The sequence below is a fragment of the Thermofilaceae archaeon genome, assembly GCA_038731975.1.
Lineage (GTDB): Archaea > Thermoproteota > Thermoprotei > Thermofilales > Thermofilaceae > JANXEW01.
On sequence record JAVYQJ010000018.1, the window covers coordinates 1 to 25,681 of the forward strand.

Below are 25,681 nucleotides of genomic sequence, written 5' to 3' on the forward strand. Positions count from 1 at the left end.
AGGGCGAGTTTGAGGTCGCTGTGAACATCTGGGGTGTTGAAGTCATCTTCTCCCCCCGCGCCTACACGTACACGTACCGTAGGCACCCGCTCCAGAGGGTCGAGCTGGAGGAGTACCCGTGGCCGGAACTGGACGAGGAGGAGACGCAGCGCCTCGTCTCCCACGCCAGGAGGGTGTACGGCGACTACCTGCTAGTGGCAGGTGTCGAGCACCTCTGGGAGAACGCGTGGCAGCTCACGGGCTTCAACGAAGCCTTCCGAATGATGCTGAGGGACCCGGCGAAGTTCGAGAGGATTCTCGACGGTATCGACAGGATCAGGGTGGAGGAGGCCAAGTTGCTATGCGACCTGGGCGTGGATGTGATCTACGACGGGGACGACGTAGGCATGCAGAAGGGCATGATGATGAGCCCCCAGCTCTGGCGCCGCTACTTCAAGCCCCGCTACAAAAGGCTGATCGACGAGGTCCACCGGCGGGGGGCCTTCTTCATGTTCCACAGCGACGGGTGGATCGAGCCGATCATCCCCGACCTGGTCGAAATCGGTGTTGACATCCTCAACCCCGTCCAGCCGGAGTGCATGGATCCCTACAGGGTCAAGGAGCTCTACGGCGATGAACTCGCTCTGCATGGAACAGTCAGCGTGCAAACGACACTGCTCTTCGCCACGCCTCTCGAAGTGGAGGAGCTGGTGAGAGAGAGGGTGAGCAGGCTGGGACCCGAGGGCTTCATCCTCGCTCCAACACACGCTATCCAGCCCGGCACGCCGGTTGACAACGTGCTTGCCATGTACAGGGCTGCGCTGAGGTACGGGAGGTACCGTTAGGTCACGCTTTTAACCGCTCCCAAGGTGAGGCGATGTGGTCCACGAGTGGGCTCTAGCAGAGGCGATTGTTGCTTCAGCGGTTAAAGCATCGGGTGGGAGGCGGATCAAGCTGGTCAAGGTAATCTTGGGCGAGCTCCAGAACGCTGACCCCCAGGTGCTGGAGTTCGCGTTGGAGGAGCTCAAGAGGGGCACGCCGATGGAGGAGGCGCAGGTTCAGCTTGAAATGCAGCCGGCCGAGTTCGAGTGCGGCGTCTGCAAGTCGTCGTGGAGGCTCTCGGACCTGTCAATAGGTGAGGGGGAGCGTGAGGCGATCCACTTCGTCCCGGAGCTCGTCCACGCTTTCGTCCGCTGCCCCTCGTGCGGGAGCCCCGACTTCAAGGTTGTTAAGGGTAGGGGGGTCTGGATTGGAGGCGTCGAGGTCGAGTGAAGGGCTGGACCCGAGGCTGCAGGTGATCCCCGAGCGCTTAAGAGGGGTTTCGAGGATAGTCGTGGTCTGCAGCGGAAAGGGTGGAGTGGGGAAGACCCTCATCGCGTCCTTGAGCGCGCTGATTGCAGCGAGGCGGGGGCTGGCGGCGGGCCTCCTCGACTTGGACTTCCACGGCCCCTCCTGCCGAAATGTCCTGGGGGCCTTCGAGGCGAAGCCCGTGGAGGATAGGGGGCTCGTGCCCCCTGTAGTCGCCGGTGTTAAGCTGATGAGCCTGGATCTCTTCGCGGGCGACGCCCCCCTGCCCCTGAGGGGCAGCGACGTTACCGACGCCATAGTTGAGCTGCTCTCCGTTACGAGGTGGGGGAGGCTGGACCTCCTGGTGGTTGACGCTCCTCCGGGGACTGGTGACGAGCTCCTCGACGCTGTAAAGCTCCTTCCGAGGCTGGAAGCTCTCGTCGTCACAACTCCCTCGAAGCTCGCCTTAGCTGTGGTAGCCCGCCTAGTAGCGCTTCTAAAGGATCTCAGGATCCCAGTCCTCGGTGTGCTCGAGAACATGAGCTCGGGAGGGAGCAGCTCGGTGGAGGAGGCCTCTCGAGCGTGGGGTGTCAGCTACCTGGGCTGGCTCCCCCTCGACCCCTTAGTGGAGGAAGCCCTCGGCGACCCTGAGAAGCTCCTGAGAACCTCGGTTGCGCGCAGGCTCGAGGATGTGCTCAGGGGGGTCGGGCTCATCGCCTGAGGCTTGGTCAGCCCCCACCGTACCGCTCACCGCTCGGCTCTAGCGAACATCATCATCCCTTTCCGATCAGGGGTGCTTACGCTTAAGCGTTGCTCCGCCAAAATTATTTACCACTGAGTGAGGAGCCAATGATGCGAGAGGATTTAGCCAAGCTGGCTCTGGACGAGGCTTCCAGGCTTGGTGCAAGCTTCTCCGAGGTTAGGTTCGAGGACACGGTTAGGGAGCTGATCGTCTACGTCAACGGCAGGGTCGTCACTTTGAGCTTCCAGCGGAGCGTGGGAGCCGGCATCCGAGTGCTGCACGATGGGAGCATCGGCTTCGCTTCAACGAGCGACTTGAGCAAGGAGGGGGTCCTCGCCGCGGTTAGAGAGGCTGTGAAGGCGGCTAAGGCTGCTGCCCCGGGCGACAGGCGGCTGGCCCCCAATCCCGCCAAGTCCGCGCGCTACAGGATCGAGGGGGTTAAGCGCCACCCGGCCGTGGTGTCTCTCGAGGAGAAGCTGGACTTGGTCAAGCGCGCATACGGCGTAGCGAAGGAGGGGGGAGCAGCATCGGCCACGGCTAGGTACGGAGCCCACTACGGGGTTGTCGAAGTCTACGCGAGCGATGGTACATCGGTCTCGGCCGAGAGGCTAGTGGTGGGCGTATCAGCAGCGGTTGTGCTGAGGGAGGCGGATCGGGTGGGCGACGGCGCTGAAGCCCATGGCGCTTCGAGAGGGATTGAAGTGTTCGAGATTAGAACCCCCGAGCAGATCGCAGAGCAGGCTTTAGCTCACGCGCGCGACTCTCTGAGGGCTTCCCGCCCTCCCGCCGGCTACCTGACGGTGATCACGAGGCCTGAGCTCACCGGCGTCTTCGCGCACGAGAGCTTCGGACACCTGACGGAGGGGGACTTCGTCGCGGCCGGTACGAGCCCCTTGACCGGTAAGCTCGGCGAGAAGATCGCGAGCGACGCGGTTACGATTGTTGAGGCGGGCTTCGACGAGAGGGGGGGCTACGTCCTGCTTGCCGATGATGAGGGCGTCCCGACGAGGAGGGTCGTCCTGGTCGAGAGGGGTGTGCTGAAGGGCTACCTGCACAGCAGGGAGAGCGCGGCTCTGCTGGGGATGGAGCCCACGGGGAACGGGAGGGCGCAATCCTTCAACCATGAGGTGATCGTGAGGATGCGCAACACGTTCTTCGAGGCGGGCGACTGGAGCGAGGAGGAGATGATCCAGGAGACGAGGTACGGCTTGATTCTGGATAAGCCAGCGGGAGGGCAGGTGGAGGAGGACGGGACTTTCACGTTTAACGCGAGGATCGGCTACCTGATCGAGGGGGGCGAGATCAAGGAGCCCGTGAGGGACGTGGTGCTCGCCGGGAACATCCTTGAGATGCTGAAGCACGTTGACGCGGCGTCGAAGGAGGTGGTGCTATACACTAGCCCCTTCGGTGGGTGCGGGAAGATGGGTCAGATGGTCCACGTGGGTGACGGCGGCCCGGCTCTCAGGACTACGCTCCTCGTAGGGGGTGAGAAGCGGTGAGCAAGAGCGATCTGCTGGCACTAGCTGAGCGGGGGGTTGAGAGGGCTCTAGAGCTCGGCGCTGACGAGGCCGAGGTGTTCCTCAGCGTCTCCATGGGGAGGGACGTTTACTCGGAGGGGCAGCGGCTGAAGGCCGTCGCTCCCTCAAGCCAGAGCGCGCAGGTGCGCGTAGCTAAGGGGCGTAGAGTGGCTGCTGCTGTTGCAACCTCCTGCAACCGGGATGTGCTCGAGGAGCTCGTCTCCAGGGCGGTTGAGCTGGCATCGAAGGTCGAGGAGGACCCCCACTGGAGGGGGCTCCCCGACCCCGAGCCACCGCTGCACTCGTGGGTCGGCTACGACGAAGGGGTTGCTACCGCTGAGATCGGATGGCTCGCGGAGCTCGTCAGGGGCATGATTGATGAGGCCCAGCGCACCCCCGGCGTGAAAGTGACGGTTGCGAGCGCGGGCATATCGGTGGGGCGCTACGCCATGGCGAACTCCAGGGGTGTTTCCGTCGAGGAAAGGGGGACCCGCTGCTCCATCGGCATCTACCTGAAGGCGGGGGAGGGGACTGGTGGCGAATGGGCCTCCTCGAGGTCGCTCTTGCGCGACTACTACCCGATTGTCGATGCCGCCGTGAAGCAGGCCCTCGACGCCTCAAAGGCTTCGAAGCTCGGAGAAACACTGAAGGCCCCCGTCCTCTTCAGGGCGAGAACCTTTGCGCAGCTGCTCGCTAGCCTCCTCGTCCCCGCGTTAAGCGCGATGAGCGTCCTCGAGGGCTTCAGCCCGCTGGCCAATAAGCTCGGGCAGAAAGTTCTGGGAACCCTAACTATCCTGGACGATGGGACGGTGCCCGGTGGTTTAGCGACTAGCTTCTTCGACGGTGAAGGCGTGGCGAGGAGGAGGACGATCCTCGTGGAGGACGGTGTGCTGAAGAGCTTCTTGCACAACACCTACACGGCCCGCCGGATGGGCGTGGCGAGCACTGGCAACGCCTCGAGGGGCGCTGGCACAGTGGGCGTAGGGCCCTCGAACCTCATCGTGATGGGGGGAGGGTACTCGGAGAGCGAGCTGGAGGCTGAGGCCGCGCTCGTGGCCGACGGCACTCTCCTAAGCGTTCACACGGTGAACCCGGTGACGGGGAACTTCAGCGTTGTGGTCTCCAACCCGTACGCCGCGAAGGGGGGCGAGCTGACCCCTGTGAAGCCCGTCACCGTCAGCGGGAACATCTACGAGGTTGCGGCCCTCATCAAGCCGGCTCGGAGGGTGAAGGACACCAGAACGGGGATCTACACGCCCGATGTGCTCATCGGAGGTTTAACGGTGTCGGGCTAGACACCTGTGAACTTCAACCCTCTTTTTCCCTCGATAACCCCAGCCAGGCGTAGTACCAAGCTGCGCCGGCCGCGATGATCACGAACCCCCACACCAGCGCCCTGCTTTCAACGCTGAAAGCGAGGACGAGGCTCAATGCGGCGCCCAAGATCGCGTGCAGCGGCCTGAGGGGGGCTGCGAAGGGTGGGGTACGGCCCCTCCGCCATAGCACGACATCGGCCACGTTCGTGAGTACGTGGGTGAGCAGCACGAGGAAGCTTGTCACCATCGCCAGGCCCTTGATGTCCACGGATAGGACGAGGATCAGCATGATCGCCCCGGACAGGAGGATGGTGTACACGGGGGTTCCCAGCCTCGGATGAACCTTGGAGAGGGTTTTGGGGATCTCGCCGTTCCTAGCCATCGCGAAGAACACTCTCGACTGGCCCATCACCGAAGTGAGCACGACGCTCAGCGTCGCGAAGAGCCCGCCCACGCCTACGATCCAGCTGAAGCCGAGCATCCGAGCGACATCCTCGAGGGGCGCGTTGCTCTCGGAGAGCCGCTGCCAACCCGCGACGCCCACAGCTGTTGCGGTCACGAGGAGGTAGAGGGTGGCTGAGGTCCAGAGGGCTGTGAGGATCGCCCGTGGGATGTTCCGCTCGGGCTCGACGACCTCCTCGGCTATCATGGCGATCCGCGGGAATCCGATGTAGGCGAAGTAGAAGAGCGCCGTAGCCTCTAGGATCGGCGCGAAGCCCTTGGGGGCGAAGGGGTGGAAGTTGCTCAGGTCGATCCTCCCGACCCCCACGGCCACGAGGAAGAGGAGGGCTGCCACCTTGACGGCCACGAGGACGTTGTTAACCCGCGCGGACAGCTTCGCGCCAAGGATGTTCACCGCGGTGACTGCCACCACGAGCGCTGCGGCTGCGGCTCTGAAGTCAACCTGGGGTGCGAGCGCAGTCAGGTAGTAGCCAAACCCCTGGCTAGCCGTGGCGCCCAGGACGATGTTCCCGGAGACCCACATCCAACCCATTAGGAAGCCGACGAGCGGGTGGATCAGCGTGTGACCATACTCGTAGATCCCCCCGGCCTTCGGTAGGGCTGAGCCCAGCTCAGCGAAGCTTAGGGCGGTGAAGGTAGCGCTCACGCCCGAGAGCACGACCGCCAAGAGGACGGCTGGCCCAGCTAACCCTGCCGCGATGCCCACCAGGACGAAAATCCCAGCCCCAATGATAGCCCCCAGGCCGATCGACACTGCGTCTAGGAGGTTCAACTGGCGCCTTAGCACTGTGGCGGTGCTCACGCGCGCCCCGTGTAGCGCGGCTTTAACGCTTTTCGCCCCCATCGATACTGATATAAAGCGGGTGATATCATTGTGATGATATAATGGTAGTGATAGAGAGGTGGGAGGGCTACTGGCTCGGCGGCGAGAAGGCCTGGACCCTGGTTTACGGCCGGAGGAAGACGGGGAAGACGTTCCTGCTGAAGCGGTACGTGGGCTGGGACGCGTACTACACGGTGGGGAGGAGCGGGTACGGGGTTTTGGAGAGGGGTGGAAGCGAGCTCCTGCCGTACAGGGAGGGGTTGAGGGCTGTCATCGACTCGCTGAGGAGCGGGGGCACGGTCGTCATCGACGAGTTCCAGCGGTTGCCCGAGTGGGCCTGGGACTGGATCTCGAGCGCAGCGGGGTCTACGAGGGGCAGGCTGGTGCTCTGCGGCTCCAGCGTGGGCATCGTGTCCCGCGTATTCGATAGGAGGAGCCCCCTCCTCGGAGCCCTCAACCCGTTCAGGGTGGACCTCGCCTCACCCTCCGACGCAGTCAGATCCCTCTCGCGCCACCTGCCGCCCAGCAGAGCCCTGCTCTGGAGCGTGCTCGCGCGGGACCCCTGGCTACTGGGCCTCGTTGAGCCCACGGGCGATCCGGACAGGGTGCTAGCGGATAAGGCCCGCACCCTAATCCCTTCTGCCGCCGGCCTCATCGGTGAAGTGTTCAGGGAGGAGGAGAGGGAGCTCACGAGGCTGTACGATGCTACCCTCAGAATGCTAGCGCAGGGGTACTGGAGCGCGGGCGCCGTAGCGCTGAAGCTTTACGAGGCGGGGCTCATCGATAGGCCCCAGGCCTCCCACGTCACAGGGATCCTCGACCAGCTCGTCAAGCTGGGGCTCGCGGAGAGGCTGCGGCTCTGGAGGACTAGGCACGCGAGAGTCTACTACAGGCACCGCTCCAGCCTCCTCTCGATGCTGATGTACGTGGAGGAGAGGTACCCGGACGAGAGGCCCCCGCCGGAGACGATAAGGACCCTGCTCGGCGTGGAGGCGCAGTTCTTCGCCGGGGAGCTTCTAGCCGAGGTTAAGGGGTTGTCGAGAGCCTACCACGTGGCGGCGGAAAGCGAGGTCGACATCGTGCTGACGAAGGGCAGCGCGCCGGTGATCGGCTACGAGGTGAAGCTGGGGCCCATAGCACCGATCGAAGCCCGCAGAGCCGCGGAGAAGCTGAAGGCGCTGGGGATCCCGCGCGTGGGGCTCGTGAGCCTCTCAGAGACGCCGGAGGGAACCGCGGATGAAGCGCTCGGGCCCGACGATCTCGTCGAGATGGCGAGGCGGTACGCGGAGGAGAGGATAAGCAAATTAACCGAACGATAGAGAGGCGCCCATGGCGTCCAGGGAGGAGCTCCGGAAAAGGGTTTGGGAGAGCGGCACGCTCTTTGACGATTTCACGGAGATGAGTCCATACTGGGACTACAGGCGGGACAACTACGCCGGCTTCGAGCAGGAGGGCAGCATCCTGAGGCTCTGGAGCGGCCCCACGGAGGCGCTGTACTACTCCAACGCTGAGATCGCCGACGGGGTCTTCGACGAGCTCCCCTGGTTCAGGAAGACGTTCGAGGCGAAGGTGCGGCTCTCAGCCCTCCACTACGGCTCAGCGGGCTGGGGCTTCTGGAACCACTCGATGGTCTTCGACTTGAGCATGCCGATCTGGTTCATCCACTTGAGGAGCAGGGGACCCTACCTCTTAAACGGCTTCTTCGCTCAAGCGAAAAACCACCTATACCCGGTAAAGGTCTACAGCGGATCCCTAGCCCTCGTGAGCGTGGTCAGCAGGTTAACCGGAGGGAGGCTGGGGGTCGTCATCCACTCCGGGAAGCCTGCGATGCAGCAGCTCGACCTGACAACTTGGCACGTGTACAGGGTTGAGTGGGTGGAGGGTAGAGCGCGCTTCTACATCGATGGCCAGCTCGTAGCCCAGCTACCCCTGCCCGGCCCGGAGTACAAAGCTCGCGCGGACTTCTGGATCGACAACGCCGTCTTCGGCTACAACCGGCGCGACGCCGGCCGAGTGTACAGGCACCTGACGCAGGAGAACAGGTCCAGGACGTACTTAGAGGTCGATTACGTAAAAGTTTTTTAAAGAAAGCATTAATACCGTAAGAGATACTGATAAAGAATTAGGAAGTTTTATATACGTTTCCCTTACGAAGGTCGCGTGGAGGAGCACCACGTAGTCGATGCTCTGAGGTGTGTGATCCTGCTTGAGGAAGCCGTCGCGGACCTATACGATCGTTTAGCCCGGCTGGTCAAGATCGTTGAGTGCTCCGCAGCGTTGGCTTTCGTAGCGAGGGAAAGCTCAAACCACGCGGCGCTCCTAAAGAGCCTTTACGGTGAACCGTTGTCGGAGAAGTGCCCGCAGATACTGGGTACAGCTGGAACCACCACCCTTTCAAGGATTAGAGAGGTAGCAGCGAAGCTGGACGCTGGTTGGACGCCTAGCCACAGGCAGGTGGCTGAGCTCCTCGAAGAGCTGAACGACGTGGAACGCTTGGTTGGTGAAGAGGTTTACACACAGATAGCAGCCGCTGTTCTCTCCACCCGGTTCTCGCGGCTCCAAGAGGAGCTGTTGATGTCGATGGCTGAGGAGGAGAAGCGGCACTACGAAATCGTAAGGATTGTTGCGGAAGAGCTTAAGAAGCAATAAACCCTGCGGCGAGCTTAACGGCTACTTGACGTAAAGGTAGGATCGAACGCTATCGAGCACGGCCCAGCGCTCGCCCACCAGCTTCGCTCCGGATACTGTCGTCAAGCTCGAGGTCGTGAACACGATCAAACCCCCTTTTCTGGCAACCCTCACACCGTCCTGGAGCATGGCGTTGAGCAACTCCAGCTGCAGGCCCCCGCACGCCGCCGTACCAGCCGGCCCTTCTGGCGGCAGAGGAAGGTATGGCGGGTTGATGACTACGAAGTCGAATGAGTCGCCCCTCAGAGCCTGCGCGTTGACGCAAGCCACAGCGTGGAAGAGAGGGTCGAGGCTATTCCTCCTAGCGTTTAGCCCGGCCTCCCTCAGGCACCTCAAATCCACATCCGTCCCGACGATTTCAACCCCCAGCGACCCCACCAACGCTAGAGCGAGGGAGCCCACGCCAGTGCCGATTTCGCAGCCCAACTTGCACCCCTTTACAGCGTCGAGGGCCGTGTCGTAGAGGAGGCTCGTCGATACAAAAGTCGGCGCGAAGCAGCCCTTCGGCACAACCACCTCAACCCCCTTAAACCTGAAGCGGCCATGAACGGCTCTGACCAGCACGTTCAACACGCGAAGCGCAAGCTTAGCGCGAACCACGCTCACGAGGTCACGCTTCGGCTCAACCCTCAGCATCGAGGCACCCCAGCCGGTCCGTCAACATCTGCCGAGCCACAGGCTTTTTCACTTTAATGCTGAGCGCTCGCAACGTTAGCCAGCACACCCAGCGAGCCAGACAACCGAATCCGCGAGCACCGTCTTCATTAGCCAGTTAAGGGAGTCCACCCTTAGCTACCATGATTAATGGGTTAACGGCATAGTTCACTACTCTCTACCATGTGCCTTATCCACGGAGATCCTCTTAGCGAGGCTGGACGTGGAGTTGAGGTCTGCTAACACGAAGTCGAAGGTTTCGTCCCTCGAGAACCTGCTGCGGACGTTGAGAAAATAGGTTTCAAAATGATATCAAATGATATAGAGAAAAATGATATATAGACAAATCTCGAATAATCTTTGATAGCTGTGGAACGCTGGGATGTGGGAATTAGGTTCTTACACCTAGGATGTCGTGTGGCAGTCTTAGACCGCGTGGTACAGGGAGGCTATCGCTCTAGAGGGTACTACGGTAAATCCACGTTCTGCCACCCAGAGCCTCGAGCGTATTGTGAGCAGAAACGTATTGCTAGACCAATGGTTTGCGTAAGGTGGATGTTCGAGGAGAGGGAGTGGATGTTTTCGGTCGGTACAAGCGCGGGTGGTGCAGCATGAGGAGACTGGTAACCGGTTCGCCAAGACGAGACCCAAAAATCATCGCGGCGGTTGTCCTGATTCTGGCGGCTGCCATCAGCCTCTACGCCATTGCAATCTATGGGTTAAGGCAGAAAGCTATTGACGATGAACGTGGCGCGGCCAGCGGCCAGATCAATCTACCCGGGGAGGAGACTCCGCTTCAGGAGTCGGAGGATCTTGTAGGTGAACGCTATTTACAAGAGCTGAGTGCGTGCAGCGGCTTACAGCTGGGGGATGGGGACGTCCTGATTCTCGAGTACCGGTTCACCCCACCCGATGGAATTTTGATTCTTGAGGAGGAGGGCCGCGACTTCATCGCGTCTGCTGGAGGCGCTCTGCTCACAGTAGAGGTCAGCAGAATGGGGGGAAGCTACCGGGTTCTGTTCAGGCTGACGTACAAGGGTGTTGGGCTCCATCCGGTAGAGGGGGAACCGCCGGAAGAGTGGGAGAGGGTCGAGCTCAGCGTTGTTAGGGAGCTCCCTACGGTCTACGATCCGGGTCGCGGCTACAGCCTGCTGAACGGCACCCTGCTGGGCCGCTTATTCCCCCTATTCGAGCGAGGTGAGGCACTGTCGATCGATTACCTCTGGGCGAAACCCGGTGAAAGGTACGAGTTGGAGAGGCTGCGCGCCGTCAGCGCGCGCTTAGTGGACATCACTGTCTGGGACTTAGAGAGGAGGGTAGCGCTGGTGCTCAACGGTTCACGGGTGGTCGCGTCCATGCCTTTCGACGAGGTTCACAATAGGAGCTACGTCGAGGATACAATCAGGAGGACTGAGAAGCGCAGAGCTATTAGCGGCTGCCCGAACCTCCTCGCCTCCGCCAACTACGCGAGCGTTCTGAGGGAAGCGCAACTGCTGGTGTCCATCGATTACCCCACGTCCATCCCCACGTTCATCCTGATGGAGGGGGCCGCCAGGTACATGCCCGGCGGAAAGTACACGCGAAACGGTAAGCCGGTGGAGGAGCTCCCCGCCTCGCTCCTAGCCGAGCTCCTCGGTATACGCTCAACGACGCTAGCGCTGGAGCTCGAGGAAATCCGCCTCGAGAGAAGCGGGTAGCCTTAGACCTATTCAAATCTACACCCCAGCAGTATGAGCTGTCGCAGGGTTAGCTTTCACTCTCGTAGCACTACCTGCCGGCTCGATGGTGAGCGTATGCTTCGAGCGTTGAGCTTCACTGGGTGTGCTTGAGGAGCCAGTCGACTAGATCGGCGAGGACTTTGTCCCTCTCAACCTCGTTGAAGATCTCGTGCCTCAACCCCTCGTAGATCCTCAGGGTCTTATCGGGTGAGGATAGGGTTTCGTAGAGCCTGCGCGAAGCCGAGGGCGGGACGATTTGATCGTCTCCCCCGTGCATGATGAGCGCCGGCAGGCTGATCCGCCTGGCAGCCTCCCAGGCTCGGGGGACCGCTCTACCGAACTCCACGAGCAGCTTGAGGGTCGGATCCTTGAAGACGAGCGGGTCGCTCAGGTACTGCTGGGCTACGCTCGGGTCCTTCGAGAGGAGCTCCGCTCGCACGGGCGTCGCTATCCTGGCGCGGGGCCTTAAGGCGGCCATGAGCTGCAGCATGATCCTCGTGGTAGCGCTGACCTTCAGCTCCACAGCCGCGCCGCTCGTGATAAGCCCGGACAGCTCACCGCCGATCCTCGGCGCGGTTAGAACGGCTATCAGCCCACCCATGCTGTGCCCGAGCAGGAAGGTTCTAGCACCGGTCTCTCGATGGGCGTACCGCACGAACGCCTCGGTGTCCTCGACGAACTGGTCGAAGCGCTCGACGTAGCCGCGGGGCGCCTCGCTGCGGCCGTGCCCCCTCAGATCGTACATGTAGAGGGCGAAGCCGCGCTCCGCTAGGTAGCGGCCGACGTGGTCGTACCTGCCGGCGTGCTCCGCGAAACCGTGAACGCCGACGACGAGGGCTTTCGGTGCAGCCTCGGGAAGCCACTTGTAGGCGACAGTCGCCAGGCCCGTCGCGAGCGTTACACGCTCCTGCAGGGCCGGCACATGGTCTAGGCCCGATGCTACGTAAAAAACATTAACTCCCAGCTGAGCTGTAGCGAACATGTTCGGAAGGGTCACTCAAGTGGCGATCGTCGTCAGAGACATCGAGAGGGCGGCTACGCTCTGGGCAAGGCTGCTCGGCGTGGAGAAGCCGAGCATAATCGAGACGGAGGAGTGGGAGAAGACCGGCATGACCTACAGGGGCGCCCCGTCCAGGGCGAGGGCCAAGCTAGCCTTCTTCAACCTGGGGAGCATCACCATCGAGCTGATCGAGCCCATCGGAGGCCCCAGCACTTGGAGCGAGTTCCTCGAGCAGCAGGGCGAGGGGATCCATCACATCGCCTTCGTCGTGGACGACATGGAGGCGGCGGTAAGAAGGCTGGAGGAGCTTGGAGGCAAGCTGGTGCAGAAGGGGGATTTCGAGGGTGGATCCTACGCCTACGTCGACGCCAGGTCGAGCCTCGGGGCGATAGTGGAGCTCCTCACCTTCAAGCGCTAGCCCCTGAGCCAGCGCATCTCCTCCATCACTTTTTCCAGTTCGGCTGCGAAGAAGCCGACAGCGTAATCGCTGACGCCGCCCACCCACAGCAGCTTCCCCCGGTGGAGGATTAAGCCGTCGCCGAAGATGACGAGCGGCCGATCCCCGTACTCCTCCACGATCCCCTTCGGGGCGAGCAGGTAGTCGCTCACGGCCAGGAGCTCGCCGCCGCCGTCGAGGAGGGCGAACCCCTCCCTGTACGAGTAGTCGCCCCTCAGCACCCCGTGCCAACCGACCAGGTACTCGTTGCTCGACAGCTGAACCACGTTCGTCGACCACCCCACCTTGAACTCCCACTCCTCGTGCGCGAGCACGGGCTCCATCGACTCCGCCTCGATCGCCAGCCGGTCCAGGGATGCGGTACCCCTCCAGCAGACTTCAACGTCGCCCAGCGTCGGCCTACACAGCAGCACGGCTCCACCGCCCTCCAGCCGGAGTATCGCGCTGTCCTTCATCTTCGGGGCGAACGAGCCCTCCGCCCCCTCGATTCGGAGGTAGCCCCTACTCAGGACCTCCAAGTTGCTGCCGAGCTTGGCCAAGCCTTGAACCCACTTCAGCTCTAAACCGCTTGCCGCGTGGTGGTAGCCGAAGCCGGTGTAGAGCACGAGGAAGCCGTCAGGCTGGCTGTAAACCCTCGCGTCCTCGCACCCCCTGAACTCCCACAGCTCCTTCGGCCAGAGAACCACCCGGGCCGACAGAGGTTTCTCGAGCTCCCCCGAGAGTAGGCGCTCCACGTCGACCGTGAAGAGGCAGATGCTGGACGTGTAGTTGTAGTAGTCGAAGACCGTGCGCGGGAAGACCAGCAGCTCCCTCCCCCTCAGAGCCGCGCCCGGGTTGAAGGCCGCGACAGGCCTGCGGGGGTAGTTTGCGACGACCAGGTCTGAGGGGAAGACGTAGGCGATCCTCTCGAAGACGTCGCGCGTTCTAGGCGACCTCAACCCTCTGAGCTCGCGCATCTTCGCTAGAGCCCTTTCCCTCAAGCGGTCCTCCAGCGCCACGGAGGCTCCACCAACGACTGGTAGAAAAGGCTATAGGCCGGCGGCCCTATTCACCCTCCTCCAGTAGGATGCGTAGAACGGGTTGAGGCACCGGCCGGGCTCGACGCGCTGCAGCCACTTCTCCTCCACCCTCGCAGCCGCCTCAAAGGCCTCGAGCGTCAACCTCCTGAATGCCTCAGCGGATGCTTCACCCTTGAGGTACGCCTCCCTCAGGCTCAGTGCTCTAGCGTGGAACTCCCTCTCGAGCTCCCCCATCTCGGCGGCTATGTGCGGAGCGTAGCGCCGGTAGCTGAAGTTGATCCTCCTGCTCAACGCCTCGTGCCTCCACCAGTAGCTTCTCCCACCGTCATACCTGCCGGTGGGCACGGGCCCCAAATCGGGCAGCCCGGCGTCGAGGAGCACGGGCTTGAACATGCCGATGCAGGGGGTGGACGTGCCGGTGGTGAAGGCGAGGGGCGCTCTATCGTACAGCAGCGCTATAAGGGAGCAGGCCGTCTGAGAGGGCCTCGTGAGCCCGCCAGCGTGCATGCACACGTCCCTCATGGACCCCCTGCAAGGATCGTACGGCTCGAACGAGTGGCTCCGGAGCAGGCTGGCGATGAAGAAGAAGTCTATGGACCCCCTCGCCCCCCTGAGCTTCCCCTCGGTGAAGGCCTGCCTCTCCCTCCCCCTCGCCATCCTCGTGTAGAACCAATCCGAGAACCTCCCGGCGAAGTTGAACTCCCCCCTTGAGGCGAGCTCTGAAACCCCCTTCGAGGCCAGATCCCAGCCGGATCCTATCGAGAGGGCGTTTGAGATGGAGCCCACCTCCCTGACGCGCCTCGCCACCCACTCGCGCCCGGCAGTCTCGAGGATCCACGCCTCACCGGGGTCGGCGATGAGGAAGGAGTTGTGGTAGTAGAAGCCCCGGGTCGCGCTGCAGCTGCCCCCCTGCCCGTGCTCCTCGAGGAGGCGCGTGATCCAGTCAACCGCCTCCCTGGCGCTCCTACTCCTCTCCAGCGCGAGCCTGACGAGGTCCATGCCGGTCAACCCTGTCCTGGCGTATGGCACCCTGGTGAAGACGGCCTCGTTCCCGATAGCGACGCCGTGCTCGTTCACCCCCATCTCCGCACCCCACATCCAGTACGGCCGGCAGATGAGCACCGCGTACACCTCGTCCACCTGCTCGACCTCAACGTAGGTGCACTTCACCCTCTCCTCCACCGCCCGCCTGCGCGGGTGATACTCCACCACTTGCGCCTCGTTGGGCTCGCGGTCGCTGTTCTTCGCGAAGATCGTCACCCCCTCCCGGGTCGCGCCCCTCAGCGCGACGAGCGTGTCGCACATGCCGCTGGTACGCCCCTGAGGACCGTATAATAGGCTTCCGCACTGTTTTTAACCGGCTGATGGAGGGGGCGCCGATGACGGAACCCTACAGGGATCCGAGGAGGCCGGTGGAGGAGCGCGTCGAGGATCTGCTCAGGAGGATGACGCTCGAGGAGAAGGTTGGGCAGCTGTGCCAGTACAGCGCCCACTTCGGCCCCACCGAGGAGTTGAAGGAGTTGATTAGGAAAGGGCTGGTGGGCTCCCTCCTCAACATAACGGGTGTCGAGCGGGTCAACGAGGTTCAGCGGGTTGCCGTCGAAGAGTCCAGGCTGGGCATCCCGCTGCTCATCGGCTTGGACGTGATACACGGCTACAAGACGGTCTTTCCCATCCCCCTCGCCCTAGCGAGCAGCTGGGACCCGGAGGTCGTGAGGAGGGCCGCCGAGATCGCGGCCCGCGAAGCCTCGGCTGAGGGTGTGAAGTGGACGTTCGCCCCCATGCTCGACATCGCGAGGGACCCGCGCTGGGGTCGGATCGCGGAGGGCTTCGGCGAAGACCCCTACCTCGCTTCCGTGATGGCCTGGGCCGCGGTGAAGGGCTTCCAGGGCGAGCGGCTGTCGAGCGACCCCGAGAGGATAGCGGCCTGCGCGAAGCACTACGTAGCCTACGGGGCGGCTGAGGGCGGCAGGGACTACAACACGGTCGACATCTCTGAGAGGACGCTGCGCGAGGTCTACCTGCCGCCATTCAAGTCTGCCGTAGCTGCCGGAGTCGCCACGGTGATGAGCGCCTTCAACGACCTGTGCGGCGTGCCAGCGTCGGCGAACGAGTTCACGCTCAGGAGAGTGCTGAAGGGCGAGTGGGGGTTCAGGGGCTTCGTCGTCAGCGACTGGAACGCGGTTGGAGAGCTGATCCAGCACGGGATCGCCGCCGACGGGGCTGAGGCGGCTCGGCTCGCGGTGGAGGCGGGCGTGGACATGGACATGGTCTCCGACCTCTACCGCAGGCACCTCGCCGAGCTCGTCAGGAGGGGCGTGGTGCCGGAGAGCCTGATCGACGAGGCGGTCAGGAGGGTCCTCCGGGTGAAGTTCCTGCTCGGCCTCTTCGAGAACCCGTACGCCGACCCCGAGAGGGCGAGGAGGGTCGTGAAGTGCGGGGAGCACGTGGAGGCGGCGCTCGAGATCGCGAGGAAGTGCATCGTCCTCGTCAAGAACGAGGGAGTCCTACCCCTCAGCAAGAGCCTGCGCAGGATCGCCGTGATCGGGCCCCTCGCCGACGACCGCGACGCCGTCCTCGGCTGCTGGCGCGCCCTGGGCGACCCTGGCGACGCCGTCAGCGTGCTCGAGGGGGTGAGGAGGAAGGTGGGGTCAGCTACAGAAGTGCTGTACGCGAAGGGCTGCGACGTGAGCTCCCAGGATCGGAGCGGCTTCGCGGAGGCCGTGGAGGCGGCGAAGAGGTCGGACGCGGTCGTGCTCGTCGTGGGGGAGAGCGCCGACATGAGCGGTGAAGCCGCTTCGAGAGCCCACCTCGATCTACCCGGGGTGCAGGAGGAGCTCGTGAAAACCGTCTGGGAGGCCGTGGGCGGCAGGATCCCCGTCGTCATGGTCGTCATGTCGGGTCGGCCCCTCACCATAAAGTGGGCGGCGGAGCACATCCCCGCCATCGTGGTCGCGTGGCACCTGGGCGTGAGGGCGGGCGACGCCGTAGCTGACGTCCTCTTCGGCGACTACAACCCGGGCGGGAAGCTCCCCGTGACGTGGCCGAGGGCGGTCGGGCAAGTGCCGATCTACTACAACCACAAGCGCACGGGTAGGCCTCCGAGCGCCGAGCGCTTCACCTCCAAGTACATCGACGAGGACTGGAGGCCCCTCTTCCCCTTCGGGCACGGGCTCAGCTACACGAGGTTCGAGTACAGCGACTTGAGGGTCGAGCCGGAGAAGGTGGAGCCCGGCGGAACCGTCACGATCAGCTTCGAGCTGGCCAACGCGGGCGAAAGGGAGGGCGATGAGGTGGCGCAGCTGTACGTGAGGGACGTGGTTGCCAGCGTGACGCGGCCGGTGATGGAGCTGAAGGGCTTCAAGAGGGTGACGCTGAAGCCGGGCGAGCGGAGGAGGATCGTGTTCAAGCTACCGACGCAGCTGCTCGCCTTCTACGGCCGCGACATGAAGCCCCGCATCGAGGCTGGGTTGTACGAGGTCATGGTCGGCTCCTCCTCGGCCGACATCAGGCTGAAGGGCAGCTTCGAAGTGCTGCGGACGCTGATTCTCGAGGAGGACGGCAGGGTCTGGTTCACCGAAGCGCAGGTGCTCTAAACTCAACCGCTTCCTTCCACCTCCCTTAGGAGGAGGGAGAGCAGCTTTAGCGCCTGCGATCCAGCGGCTACGATCGCCATCGTCAGCGCAACCCCCTTCACCATCTCCAGCACGGCCGCAACGACGTCGTGCATGGCTGTATCCTTCGCTCAACCGCTTTAAAAGGATTCCCGGGCACCAGCTCCTAGCACGCCGGTATACCGCGGGTCATACCCTACGCCTCAGCAGCGCCTCCCGGAGGGCGAGGACCTTCCGCCTCGGCAGCTCCTCCCTGTAGCTCCTACCCGGGTACTCGCTGTGCGTCGTTGCCACGACCAACCGCCTCGGGCCGTGCACCTCCAGAAGCTGGAGCGGCACCCTGAGGAAATCCTCGACCCCCACCGAGTCGTTGAAGACGAGGTCGACGGGAGCCCCCGTGAAGAACACAGCGTCCCCGGCAATCCTCCGGGCTTCAACCACCTCCCCCACCCACTTGAGCGCCTCGGCCGGCGTCGACTTCGGCGATAGATCCAGCGGGTGGAGGCCGTCGTACAACCTCGCGAGCCTCTCCAGAAGGCCGCCCCTCCTCAAGTCCCCGTCGCAGTGGAGGATCGCGTACTTCCCAGCCCTCCTGACGGCCGAGGCGATGCGCTCGTGCCAGGGCAGGTACACCTCCTCGTAGAAGCTCCAGCTGTAGCTGGGCCCCGAGTAGGTGGCAGCGTCGTCCGCGACCCTGACGGCGTCGACGGCGTCCAGCTCCGCCCCAGCCTTCACAACCTCCAGTATGACGCCCGCGATCCGCTCGTAGATCCTCAACGCCTCACCCCTCCTCAGCACGTAGAGCGAGCCGAAGCCGTAGCGGTGCAGCACCTGCCCCAGCTCCCAACCCCTCCCACCACTCGGCGGCGCGAAGAAGCCCTCCGCCGTCTCCGTCGGCCCGAGAACCTTCAGGATCAGGAACCTACCCTCAGCCAACCCCTTCACCCTCTCCAGGAAGCCCCTCACAGCGGCCTCCGCAGCCTCACCAGGGTCAGGCCAATCGTACGCGTCCGCGCGAACCCTGTCCAGCCAGGCGCCCAACCCCTCCCCCTCCAGCCTCCGGAAGGGGCCCCCAACCTCGAAGAAGCTCCGCCAACCCCCAACGCGGACCCCAGCCCCCAGCGCGTCGCTCACCGAAGCCTCAAAGCCCTTGTCGTCCGACTCCACGTGCAGCGCCGGCCGCTCAGGCTCCAACCCCTCGAAAACAGCCCTAACTAACCTTCTACCATCCACGCGCCAGCTAGAGCGGGGCCGCTTAAAGACCCTGCGACGCACACACAGTTCACTGTTTCTGGCAGCTGAGCACCTTCGATGAACTGCGGCAGCTGCACGTTTGAGTGCGGTACGCTGGATAGGTTATAAATCAGGGTTGCTTATGCGGTTCTGATGCAGGGGGTGGAGAGGGCGAAGCTGAACGCGGCGAAGGCCGTCCTGGGCGAGATAGAGGGGTGCAGCGTGGTCGGCGTCGGCACCGGGTCGACGGTGGAGAAGCTGATCGAGCTGCTGGGCGGGCTCGAGGGGTATCGGGGGAAGCTGTACGTCGCCTCCTCGATCGATACGGCCCTCAAGCTCTCCAGGGCCGGGCTCCGGGTCCTCGACGCCTCCTTCGCGCCGGAGGTGGAGGTGTACGTGGACGGGGCGGACGAGGTGGACGCCAGGTTGAGCATGATCAAGGGCGGCGGCGCGGCCGCCACGATGGAGAAGATCCTGGCACACTACGCGAGGAGGAGGGTCTTCATCGTCGACTACACGAAGCTGGTCGACAGGCTGGGGGAGAGGCACCCGGTCCCGATCGAGGTGCTCCCCCAGGCCCTCGGCCCAGTCCTCAGAAGGCTGGCGGAGTGGGGCTTCAAGGCGGAGCCCCGCTACCCGGGCAGGGGGAAGATGGGGCCCGTCGTGGCCGACACGGGGGGCGTCGTGGTGGACGTCTACACCGGCCCCATCGAGAACCCCGAGGAGCTGAACCTCAGGTTGAGGAGCCTACCCGGCGTCGTTGAGACCGGGCTCTTCATCGGCTACGCGGACGCCGTCTACGTGGGTTACCCCGACAGGGTGGAAGTCCGCGAAAGGGGCGGAGGGATTACCAGGGTAATACCTGTTTAGTACGCTTGTAGCAAAAACACTTTCGAGGATCTAACCTCGGGGCCTTTTTCAGCCCGCGCGATCCCAGCCGACCGATGGCCGCGAGAGTGGTGTCAATCGAGGAGTACGAGAGGAGGATCCTGTCGAAGCTGCTGAGGGAAGCCGGCGTAAACCCGGAACCCATCGTCGAGCGCTTCGTGAGGATGAGGGACGGCTACGCCGCCCGCCTCATCGAGCGCCTCTCCCGGATGGAGCCCGAAGAAGCCTCGCGCGCAGCCCAAAAGCTCCTCAAGTCGCAAAACCCCCTGGACAAAACCCTCGGAGCCTGGCTAGCATACCGGGAACCACCCCCAACCCGAAGCCCCACACCCCTCTACCTCTAAACCGCCAAGCCCGCAAACCCCTCCCCCCACCACGCGCCCACCAGGCCGCCAATGCCGGCCCTCGATTCGCGCAGACCCCCGCGCCGCCTAGAGCCACCGGCACCGTAGACGACCCTCAGCACACCATCGAATCACACGGACCCAGCACCAAGCAGCACACCCCGAGCAGCCGGACACCGCCACGTCCCCCTCTACGATGAGCAGAGCGGCGCCAGCGGCACCTCTACGCGCAAAACAGCTAGGCAACCCCGCCTCCCTCACAGCCCCACCCCCAGGTCAGGATCAATAAAATAACGGAAAAGTGTGAGAACATTCGGGGCCGGGGGTATTTAAGGGTTTTGGACGGGGGTTGGGAACAACGCGGGGAAAACCGTTCCCAACGGGGAACACGCGGCCGCAACCATACACGGAAAGAGGATGTGCACATAAAGGGAAAGAGAAAGCGGGAGAAAAACAGAAGAACTTAAAAACCCCCACACGAGACACACAACGGACGCAATCAAGAGATAATAGAAAGCACCCTCACGGTTCAAGTGGTGGACGCTGAGACCGGTGCACCCATGACGCAATCAAGAGATAATAGAAAGATCCACCGCTGCGCGTCCAGCCCGCTCACGCCCTGCGTGACGCAATCAAGAGATAATAGAAAGTGATGGTTTTCACCAACCTGGTTTCCAGCCGGAAAATCGCGGACGCAATCAAGAGATAATAGAAAGGTACGTCGGGAGGACTGCCACTCTCACGTAGCCGAAGGGTTTCGGTATCCGGACGCAATCAAGAGATAATAGAAAGGTTGTTGCCATCATAGCATTAGGCCTAGTCTGGACGCGACGCAATCAAGAGATAATAGAAAGAAGGTTCTTGATCAGTCGATGAAGGTTGTCAGCTGTCGGGACGCAATCAAGAGATAATAGAAAGCATCTCGCTGGCGGTTAACCAGGCGTGGGCCGCGGGCGCTGAGCTCACGGGACGCAATCAAGAGATAATAGAAAGAAGAGGGGAGGGGGTGGGTTTTGAACCGGTGCGGCGTGTAAATGACGCAATCAAGAGATAATAGAAAGCCTGAACGACCTGAAAGAGGCCGCGACCTTCATCGAGAAGACGCAATCAAGAGATAATAGAAAGGATGGGAAGCTCCCCGGCGCAGGCGTAGAGCTCTAACCGGGGCCGACGCAATCAAGAGATAATAGAAAGCTGGAACCAGTGCTACTTGAAGTTCTTGAAAAATGGAAATTATTGGGACGCAATCAAGAGATAATAGAAAGAGTTTCCAGACTTCAGTCTCGCTCCAGCAGTAACCGGGTTCGGGGACGCAATCAAGAGATAATAGAAAGTTTCCTTTTCCTTTTTCCGATTATTACTCGCCCCATGGGGGGACGCAATCAAGAGATAATAGAAAGCCGCACGACAGCTGATGTCTTAACCCTCTTCATCCTAGCGACGCAATCAAGAGATAATAGAAAGGACCCACTCGCGCGCGGGCCACTGCGTGGGGTCGCGGGACGCAATCAAGAGATAATAGAAAGAATGATAACCCAATCAGCAGCATACCACTTCCACTCTGCAACACAGACGCAATCAAGAGATAATAGAAAGACTTCGCCGCGGACGGAGACGTACGCCCTCCCGATGAGCGACGCAATCAAGAGATAATAGAAAGGATAATAGAAAGTTCCTGATCGGGTGGTTCGAGAGGGTGACGTAGAATGCCGGTCGACGCAATCAAGAGATAATAGAAAGACCATAAAAAACATGGAAAGTCCAGCCGAAAAAACAGCTCGACAAATGACGCAATCAAGAGATAATAGAAAGCTGAGAAAAAGCGCTGCCCGTTCATTGACTCTTGCCTAAGACGCAATCAAGAGATAATAGAAAGCTTTTCTTTCTCATGCGACTAGATTTTTGAAAAGTGGACCTGACGCAATCAAGAGATAATAGAAAGTCTCGCAGATCTCCTCCCTCCACTTGAGGAGGAGGTCAATTGCGACGCAATCAAGAGATAATAGAAAGCCCCACAGCTGTGGAACCGGCCCTCAGCTCGCCCGCCAGCTGACGCAATCAAGAGATAATAGAAAGGCTGTGAGTGCTTCGAAAGGGCCCGTTACGACGACCTTGTAGTCGGACGCAATCAAGAGATAATAGAAAGATACTTAGTGATCAATACAAGCGACATTGAAATGTTTGAGGACGCAATCAAGAGATAATAGAAAGGTTTCTAATGTTGCCCTAAACGTAGCACTAATGTGTAAGACGCAATCAAGAGATAATAGAAAGCGTGAGCGCTGAGCGGTACACCGTCCAAGTAACCCCGGTTTTGACGCAATCAAGAGATAATAGAAAGTCCCATATCCATCCAGCTAGCATCTGCCACGCCCTAGGACGCAATCAAGAGATAATAGTCAAGAGATAATAGAAAGTCTATTCTCCGTATTACGTTACCGGTGAGAGTCAAAAGGACGCAATCAAGAGATAATAGAAAGCTAGGATCCTCAACTCTCACCACTCTAATAACGATATCTCCTTGAAGACGCAATCAAGAGATAATAGAAAGTAAGAGGGAAAACGTGGTAGTGGTGGTCTGGCGTGCCCGTCGATGGGGTAGACGCAATCAAGAGATAATAGAAAGGTTTGTCATCAAGTACCATATACCCTAGGTCTATTTAAACCTTGACGCAATCAAGAGATAATAGAAAGGTGCCCGATACCGCCGTCACGTCGACGCACACCTCGGCGGACGCGACGCAATCAAGAGATAATAGAAAGCGCGAGAAATGTCCTGCGCGGTTTCAAAGCATTCTATGATAACCCGGACGCAATCAAGAGATAATAGAAAGTTCAAGGGTGGCTCTGCGTTCGATAACAGGGTGCTCTGGTCTACCTTCGATGACGCAATCAAGAGATAATAGAAAGTCGGAAAAGAACAGCTCAACGATATACGGCTCCGCCCACACCCGCGACGCAATCAAGAGATAATAGAAAGCAGTTCTTCGGTGATTTCATCTTCAATTATTCGCAAAGACGCAATCAAGAGATAATAGAAAGCCTCACGTATGCCAGCGGTATCACCTCTATTATTTTCGCGACGCAATCAAGAGATAATAGAAAGCCAGGCTAACCGCCGTGGACCTGTTCCTCAGCGTAGCCGACTTCCGACGCAATCAAGAGATAATAGAAAGCTCGAAATCGTAGTGCTCGTACACCTTCCTGAACTCTTCCGACGCAATCAAGAGATAATAGAAAGTTTTTTCCGTCATCGTGAAGGTAGTGCGGGTGTGGTTAAAGACGCAATCAAGAGATAATAGAAAGCATGTCGGTCGGCGTGCCGAGCGAGGAGAAGGGCGCCAGACGCAAGACGCAATCAAGAGATAATAGAAAGGAGTCCAGGTCGAACGTCTACGCGTTCGTCAGCGAGCTGAGGAGGACGCAATCAAGAGATAATAGAAAGTTTATATATGTAGATAGAAAACCATGCCGCGGCCACGTAAGTTGACGCAATCAAGAGATAATAGAAAGTAAATATGTTGAATCAGCCACGAACGATGTGGGCACACTGATTCCACTGACGCAATCAAGAGATAATAGAAAGTTTAAACACGGTGTCGCTGAACGCCCTGAACCAGTCGACAGGACGCAATCAAGAGATAATAGAAAGTCGACGGTCGCTCAACTGGAGACCCTTCGTTTTGAGATCCAGCAGACGCAATCAAGAGATAATAGAAAGTTGCGGATGGTGGTGGCGGCGGTTGCGCCACGCGGGGCAGAACCGTGACGCAATCAAGAGATAATAGAAAGCTCGCTTCACCGTCCTGCCTGACCGGCACCAGCACCACCGACGCAATCAAGAGATAATAGAAAGAGGGGGGTGAGCTGAGCAGGCCGAGCATCTCCGAGCTGGGACGCAATCAAGAGATAATAGAAAGCCACATTTTGGACAGATTGCACGTGCCACACGAGTCCCTTGTGGACGCAATCAAGAGATAATAGAAAGCAGACCTGGAGGCAGCCTTCAGCGCCGGCGACCTGCTGCTCGCAGGGACGCAATCAAGAGATAATAGAAAGGATGGTGATACCCGACGTCGGGTTCGACAGATCCACAGGACGCAATCAAGAGATAATAGAAAGGTATTTACCTTCGCGCAGGGCCGCCACGTCGATCGGGCCCGACGCAATCAAGAGATAATAGAAAGAGGGCCACGGCGCCAATAACCATATATTTCTATCACTGGTTCTGTTGACGCAATCAAGAGATAATAGAAAGTCCGGCGCCTCGAGGAGCAACCTTTTCGCCTCGTCGAAGTCCCGTGACGCAATCAAGAGATAATAGAAAGTACAAACGGGCGGGGTTCGTGGAGGTGGGGGTGACGCCGCGCACCGGGACGCAATCAAGAGATAATAGAAAGTCGAATTAACTGTTAGCGCCCCCGCCACTCCGGCCCCGGGACGCAATCAAGAGATAATAGAAAGTTCGATTATGATCTTTGTCTTCATCGCTATAGGGGGCGAATAGGGACGCAATCAAGAGATAATAGAAAGTTCCAAGCTCGCGAGGGCGCCTATTTTCGCCGCGATCGGTGTGACGCAATCAAGAGATAATAGAAAGCACGGCCGTCAAAGCGATACCGATAACGGCCATGAACGCGCCGGACGCAATCAAGAGATAATAGAAAGCATTTCAAACAAATTTTATGTCAGAGGCATTAGGGGGACGCATTATACAAGACGCAATCAAGAGATAATAGAAAGTCTTGATCAGGAACGTGATGGATGCGTACATCGTCGACAACGAAGACGCAATCAAGAGATAATAGAAAGTTCTTAACTAAGAAGAGCGAAACTGGCGAGGGGGCATTAGACGCAATCAAGAGATAATAGAAAGAGCTAAACCCCCGGCCACGATACAAACATTCCTACCCCCGACGCAATCAAGAGATAATAGAAAGTTTCCTGCGTTCCAGCCGGCGCCTGACGACGTTTGAAATGGCTTCGTGACGCAATCAAGAGATAATAGAAAGTGTCCACGGCGCTGAAGGCGGCGGCTGCGGTGCTGGCCGCCCGACGCAATCAAGAGATAATAGAAAGACGGTATTGACGGCAAACGTCACAGCGTACGCAAACTACGGGACGCAATCAAGAGATAATAGAAAGCCGCAAGGTTCGGGACGCGATATTCCGCGTCTGCAGCCGGACGCAATCAAGAGATAATAGAAAGCATCGGGTGTCAACCTGTTGAGGAGTTTCAGATTTTTCACGTGAGACGCAATCAAGAGATAATAGAAAGTTCTCAGATCGGGCAAGTGACCCGTCTGTTTTGTGAAACAGACGCAATCAAGAGATAATAGAAAGCACTATTACGTTCTCAACCTTCTCCAGGTCATCGGGGGTGTGACGCAATCAAGAGATAATAGAAAGTCAACAAGAGGGGGGTGCTGGAGGGGGGCAACAAGGGCAGCAGCAAGGGGACGCAATCAAGAGATAATAGAAAGCGTAGGCCCTGGCGATCGTCTCCGCGTGCTGGAGCCACAGCTGCGACGCAATCAAGAGATAATAGAAAGCCGTGTGTACTAGTACATGGGGCGAAAAAAATGGGAATCGGGAAGACGCAATCAAGAGATAATAGAAAGGAGATTGCCGCGTTCGAGAAGGGAAAGTACGTTGTGGCGGACGCAATCAAGAGATAATAGAAAGCCCCCTGTGTGACGAGCTGGAAGATGTAGTCTCTTAAAGATATGTGACGCAATCAAGAGATAATAGAAAGGAAAAACCGGTATCCATTCTTGAGGTAGCGCTCGATCACTATCATTAATGAGACGCAATCGAGAGATGGGAAGTGGCTTGAGCTGTCTGCCGGGTTTAGAAGCTGCATCTTGCTGTTGAAGCGGTCGGGGGTTGAAACGTTGCTGCGGATGCGGGTGGGGCTGCTGCTAGTCCTAATGGGATCGA

The 25,681-nt window shown here is 60.2% G+C and carries 20 protein-coding genes and 1 CRISPR repeat array; of the genes, 13 read left to right on the forward strand and 7 right to left on the reverse strand.

Annotation, left to right across the window (positions count from 1 at the left end):
- The 5 genes from QXF46_07150 to QXF46_07170 all read left to right on the forward strand — a co-directional run.
- Nucleotides 1-824 (forward strand): uroporphyrinogen decarboxylase family protein (locus QXF46_07150; GenBank protein MEM0226638.1); only part of this gene is annotated, 824 nt, incomplete at its 5' end.
- A gap of 34 nt (nucleotides 825-858) precedes the next feature.
- Complete coding sequence (gene hypA, locus QXF46_07155) at nucleotides 859-1,251, forward strand: hydrogenase nickel incorporation protein HypA (GenBank protein ID MEM0226639.1); 393 nt, start codon at nucleotides 859-861, stop codon at nucleotides 1,249-1,251.
- Complete coding sequence (locus QXF46_07160; protein ID MEM0226640.1) at nucleotides 1,229-1,987, forward strand: P-loop NTPase; 759 nt, start codon at nucleotides 1,229-1,231, stop codon at nucleotides 1,985-1,987. Before hypA ends, QXF46_07160 begins: the two co-directional genes overlap by 23 nt.
- A 131-nt stretch (nucleotides 1,988-2,118) precedes the next feature.
- On the forward strand, nucleotides 2,119-3,507 hold the full coding sequence (locus QXF46_07165) for a TldD/PmbA family protein (GenBank protein ID MEM0226641.1): 1,389 nt from the start codon (nucleotides 2,119-2,121) through the stop codon (nucleotides 3,505-3,507).
- Nucleotides 3,504-4,820, forward strand: a complete 1,317-nt coding sequence (locus QXF46_07170; protein MEM0226642.1) for a metallopeptidase TldD-related protein — start codon at nucleotides 3,504-3,506, stop codon at nucleotides 4,818-4,820. The genes QXF46_07165 and QXF46_07170 overlap by 4 nt, the downstream gene beginning before the upstream one ends.
- A 13-nt stretch (nucleotides 4,821-4,833) precedes the next feature.
- On the opposite strand, the gene QXF46_07175 is transcribed toward QXF46_07170, so the two are convergent.
- Complete coding sequence (locus tag QXF46_07175) at nucleotides 4,834-6,105, reverse strand: amino acid permease (protein MEM0226643.1); 1,272 nt, start codon at nucleotides 6,103-6,105, stop codon at nucleotides 4,834-4,836.
- A gap of 83 nt (nucleotides 6,106-6,188) precedes the next feature.
- Here QXF46_07175 and QXF46_07180 point away from each other — a divergent pair, with 83 nt between their 5' ends.
- From QXF46_07180 to QXF46_07190, 3 genes are all read left to right on the forward strand, one after another.
- Nucleotides 6,189-7,445, forward strand: a complete 1,257-nt coding sequence (locus QXF46_07180) for an ATP-binding protein (protein MEM0226644.1) — start codon at nucleotides 6,189-6,191, stop codon at nucleotides 7,443-7,445.
- A gap of 10 nt (nucleotides 7,446-7,455) precedes the next feature.
- The gene (locus tag QXF46_07185) at nucleotides 7,456-8,211 is read left to right on the forward strand and encodes a hypothetical protein (GenBank protein MEM0226645.1); all 756 of its coding nucleotides are present in this window, start codon (nucleotides 7,456-7,458) and stop codon (nucleotides 8,209-8,211) included.
- 75 nt (nucleotides 8,212-8,286) lie between these two features.
- A complete protein-coding gene (locus QXF46_07190; GenBank protein MEM0226646.1) occupies nucleotides 8,287-8,775 on the forward strand; it encodes a hypothetical protein in 489 nt (162 codons plus the stop codon).
- A gap of 21 nt (nucleotides 8,776-8,796) precedes the next feature.
- Here QXF46_07190 and QXF46_07195 read toward each other — a convergent pair whose 3' ends face one another.
- Nucleotides 8,797-9,450, reverse strand: coding sequence for a methyltransferase (locus tag QXF46_07195; protein ID MEM0226647.1), 654 nt, complete (start codon nucleotides 9,448-9,450; stop codon nucleotides 8,797-8,799).
- Between the two features lie 629 nt (nucleotides 9,451-10,079).
- Between QXF46_07195 and QXF46_07200 the strand changes: the two genes are divergently transcribed.
- On the forward strand, nucleotides 10,080-11,165 hold the full coding sequence (locus QXF46_07200) for a hypothetical protein (protein ID MEM0226648.1): 1,086 nt from the start codon (nucleotides 10,080-10,082) through the stop codon (nucleotides 11,163-11,165).
- Nucleotides 11,166-11,280: 115 nt separating this feature from the next.
- On the opposite strand, the gene QXF46_07205 is transcribed toward QXF46_07200, so the two are convergent.
- On the reverse strand, nucleotides 11,281-12,108 hold the full coding sequence (locus tag QXF46_07205; protein MEM0226649.1) for an alpha/beta hydrolase: 828 nt from the start codon (nucleotides 12,106-12,108) through the stop codon (nucleotides 11,281-11,283).
- A gap of 58 nt (nucleotides 12,109-12,166) precedes the next feature.
- Between QXF46_07205 and QXF46_07210 the strand changes: the two genes are divergently transcribed.
- Entirely contained in the window at nucleotides 12,167-12,604 is a 438-nt protein-coding gene (locus QXF46_07210; GenBank protein MEM0226650.1) for a VOC family protein, read from the forward strand.
- Here QXF46_07210 and QXF46_07215 read toward each other — a convergent pair.
- Nucleotides 12,601-13,641: a hypothetical protein gene (locus tag QXF46_07215; GenBank protein ID MEM0226651.1), complete on the reverse strand. Its 1,041-nt coding sequence runs from the start codon at nucleotides 13,639-13,641 to the stop codon at nucleotides 12,601-12,603. The genes QXF46_07210 and QXF46_07215 overlap by 4 nt on opposite strands.
- A 30-nt stretch (nucleotides 13,642-13,671) precedes the next feature.
- A complete protein-coding gene (locus QXF46_07220; protein MEM0226652.1) occupies nucleotides 13,672-14,967 on the reverse strand; it encodes a C69 family dipeptidase in 1,296 nt (431 codons plus the stop codon).
- Between the two features lie 74 nt (nucleotides 14,968-15,041).
- Here QXF46_07220 and bglX point away from each other — a divergent pair, with 74 nt between their 5' ends.
- Nucleotides 15,042-17,258, forward strand: a complete 2,217-nt coding sequence (gene bglX / locus QXF46_07225) for a beta-glucosidase BglX (protein ID MEM0226653.1) — start codon at nucleotides 15,042-15,044, stop codon at nucleotides 17,256-17,258.
- Nucleotides 17,259-17,260: 2 nt separating this feature from the next.
- Here the strand turns inward: bglX and QXF46_07230 are convergent, their stop codons facing one another.
- Entirely contained in the window at nucleotides 17,261-17,392 is a 132-nt protein-coding gene (locus QXF46_07230; protein MEM0226654.1) for a hypothetical protein, read from the reverse strand.
- A gap of 73 nt (nucleotides 17,393-17,465) precedes the next feature.
- Nucleotides 17,466-18,509, reverse strand: coding sequence for a hypothetical protein (locus QXF46_07235; GenBank protein MEM0226655.1), 1,044 nt, complete (start codon nucleotides 18,507-18,509; stop codon nucleotides 17,466-17,468).
- A 153-nt stretch (nucleotides 18,510-18,662) separates the two neighbouring features.
- Here QXF46_07235 and rpiA point away from each other — a divergent pair, with 153 nt between their 5' ends.
- Entirely contained in the window at nucleotides 18,663-19,379 is a 717-nt protein-coding gene (rpiA, locus tag QXF46_07240; protein MEM0226656.1) for a ribose-5-phosphate isomerase RpiA, read from the forward strand.
- Nucleotides 19,380-19,453: 74 nt separating this feature from the next.
- Nucleotides 19,454-19,741 carry a hypothetical protein gene (locus tag QXF46_07245; GenBank protein ID MEM0226657.1) on the forward strand — a complete coding sequence of 96 codons (288 nt, stop codon included), beginning with the start codon at nucleotides 19,454-19,456 and terminating at the stop codon, nucleotides 19,739-19,741.
- A 492-nt stretch (nucleotides 19,742-20,233) separates the two neighbouring features.
- Nucleotides 20,234-25,496: direct repeats of the CRISPR family, unit length 25 nt; unit sequence GACGCAATCAAGAGATAATAGAAAG.
- Nucleotides 25,497-25,681 lie beyond the last annotated feature (185 nt).

What these genes read in the sequence shown, in the direction of transcription:
- QXF46_07220 (MEM0226652.1), bottom strand. Translation starts at nt 14,967, where the DNA reads ATGTGCGACACGCTCGTCGCGCTGAGGGGCGCGACCCGGGAGGGGGTG.
- QXF46_07185 (MEM0226645.1), top strand. Translation starts at nt 7,456, where the DNA reads ATGGCGTCCAGGGAGGAGCTCCGGAAAAGGGTTTGGGAGAGCGGCACG.
- bglX (MEM0226653.1), top strand. Translation starts at nt 15,042, where the DNA reads ATGACGGAACCCTACAGGGATCCGAGGAGGCCGGTGGAGGAGCGCGTC.
- QXF46_07180 (MEM0226644.1), top strand. Translation starts at nt 6,189, where the DNA reads ATGGTAGTGATAGAGAGGTGGGAGGGCTACTGGCTCGGCGGCGAGAAG.
- QXF46_07245 (MEM0226657.1), top strand. Translation starts at nt 19,454, where the DNA reads ATGGCCGCGAGAGTGGTGTCAATCGAGGAGTACGAGAGGAGGATCCTG.
- QXF46_07200 (MEM0226648.1), top strand. Translation starts at nt 10,080, where the DNA reads ATGAGGAGACTGGTAACCGGTTCGCCAAGACGAGACCCAAAAATCATC.
- QXF46_07210 (MEM0226650.1), top strand. Translation starts at nt 12,167, where the DNA reads ATGTTCGGAAGGGTCACTCAAGTGGCGATCGTCGTCAGAGACATCGAG.
- QXF46_07165 (MEM0226641.1), top strand. Translation starts at nt 2,119, where the DNA reads ATGCGAGAGGATTTAGCCAAGCTGGCTCTGGACGAGGCTTCCAGGCTT.
- QXF46_07230 (MEM0226654.1), bottom strand. Translation starts at nt 17,392, where the DNA reads ATGCACGACGTCGTTGCGGCCGTGCTGGAGATGGTGAAGGGGGTTGCG.
- rpiA (MEM0226656.1), top strand. Translation starts at nt 18,663, where the DNA reads ATGCAGGGGGTGGAGAGGGCGAAGCTGAACGCGGCGAAGGCCGTCCTG.
- QXF46_07195 (MEM0226647.1), bottom strand. Translation starts at nt 9,450, where the DNA reads ATGCTGAGGGTTGAGCCGAAGCGTGACCTCGTGAGCGTGGTTCGCGCT.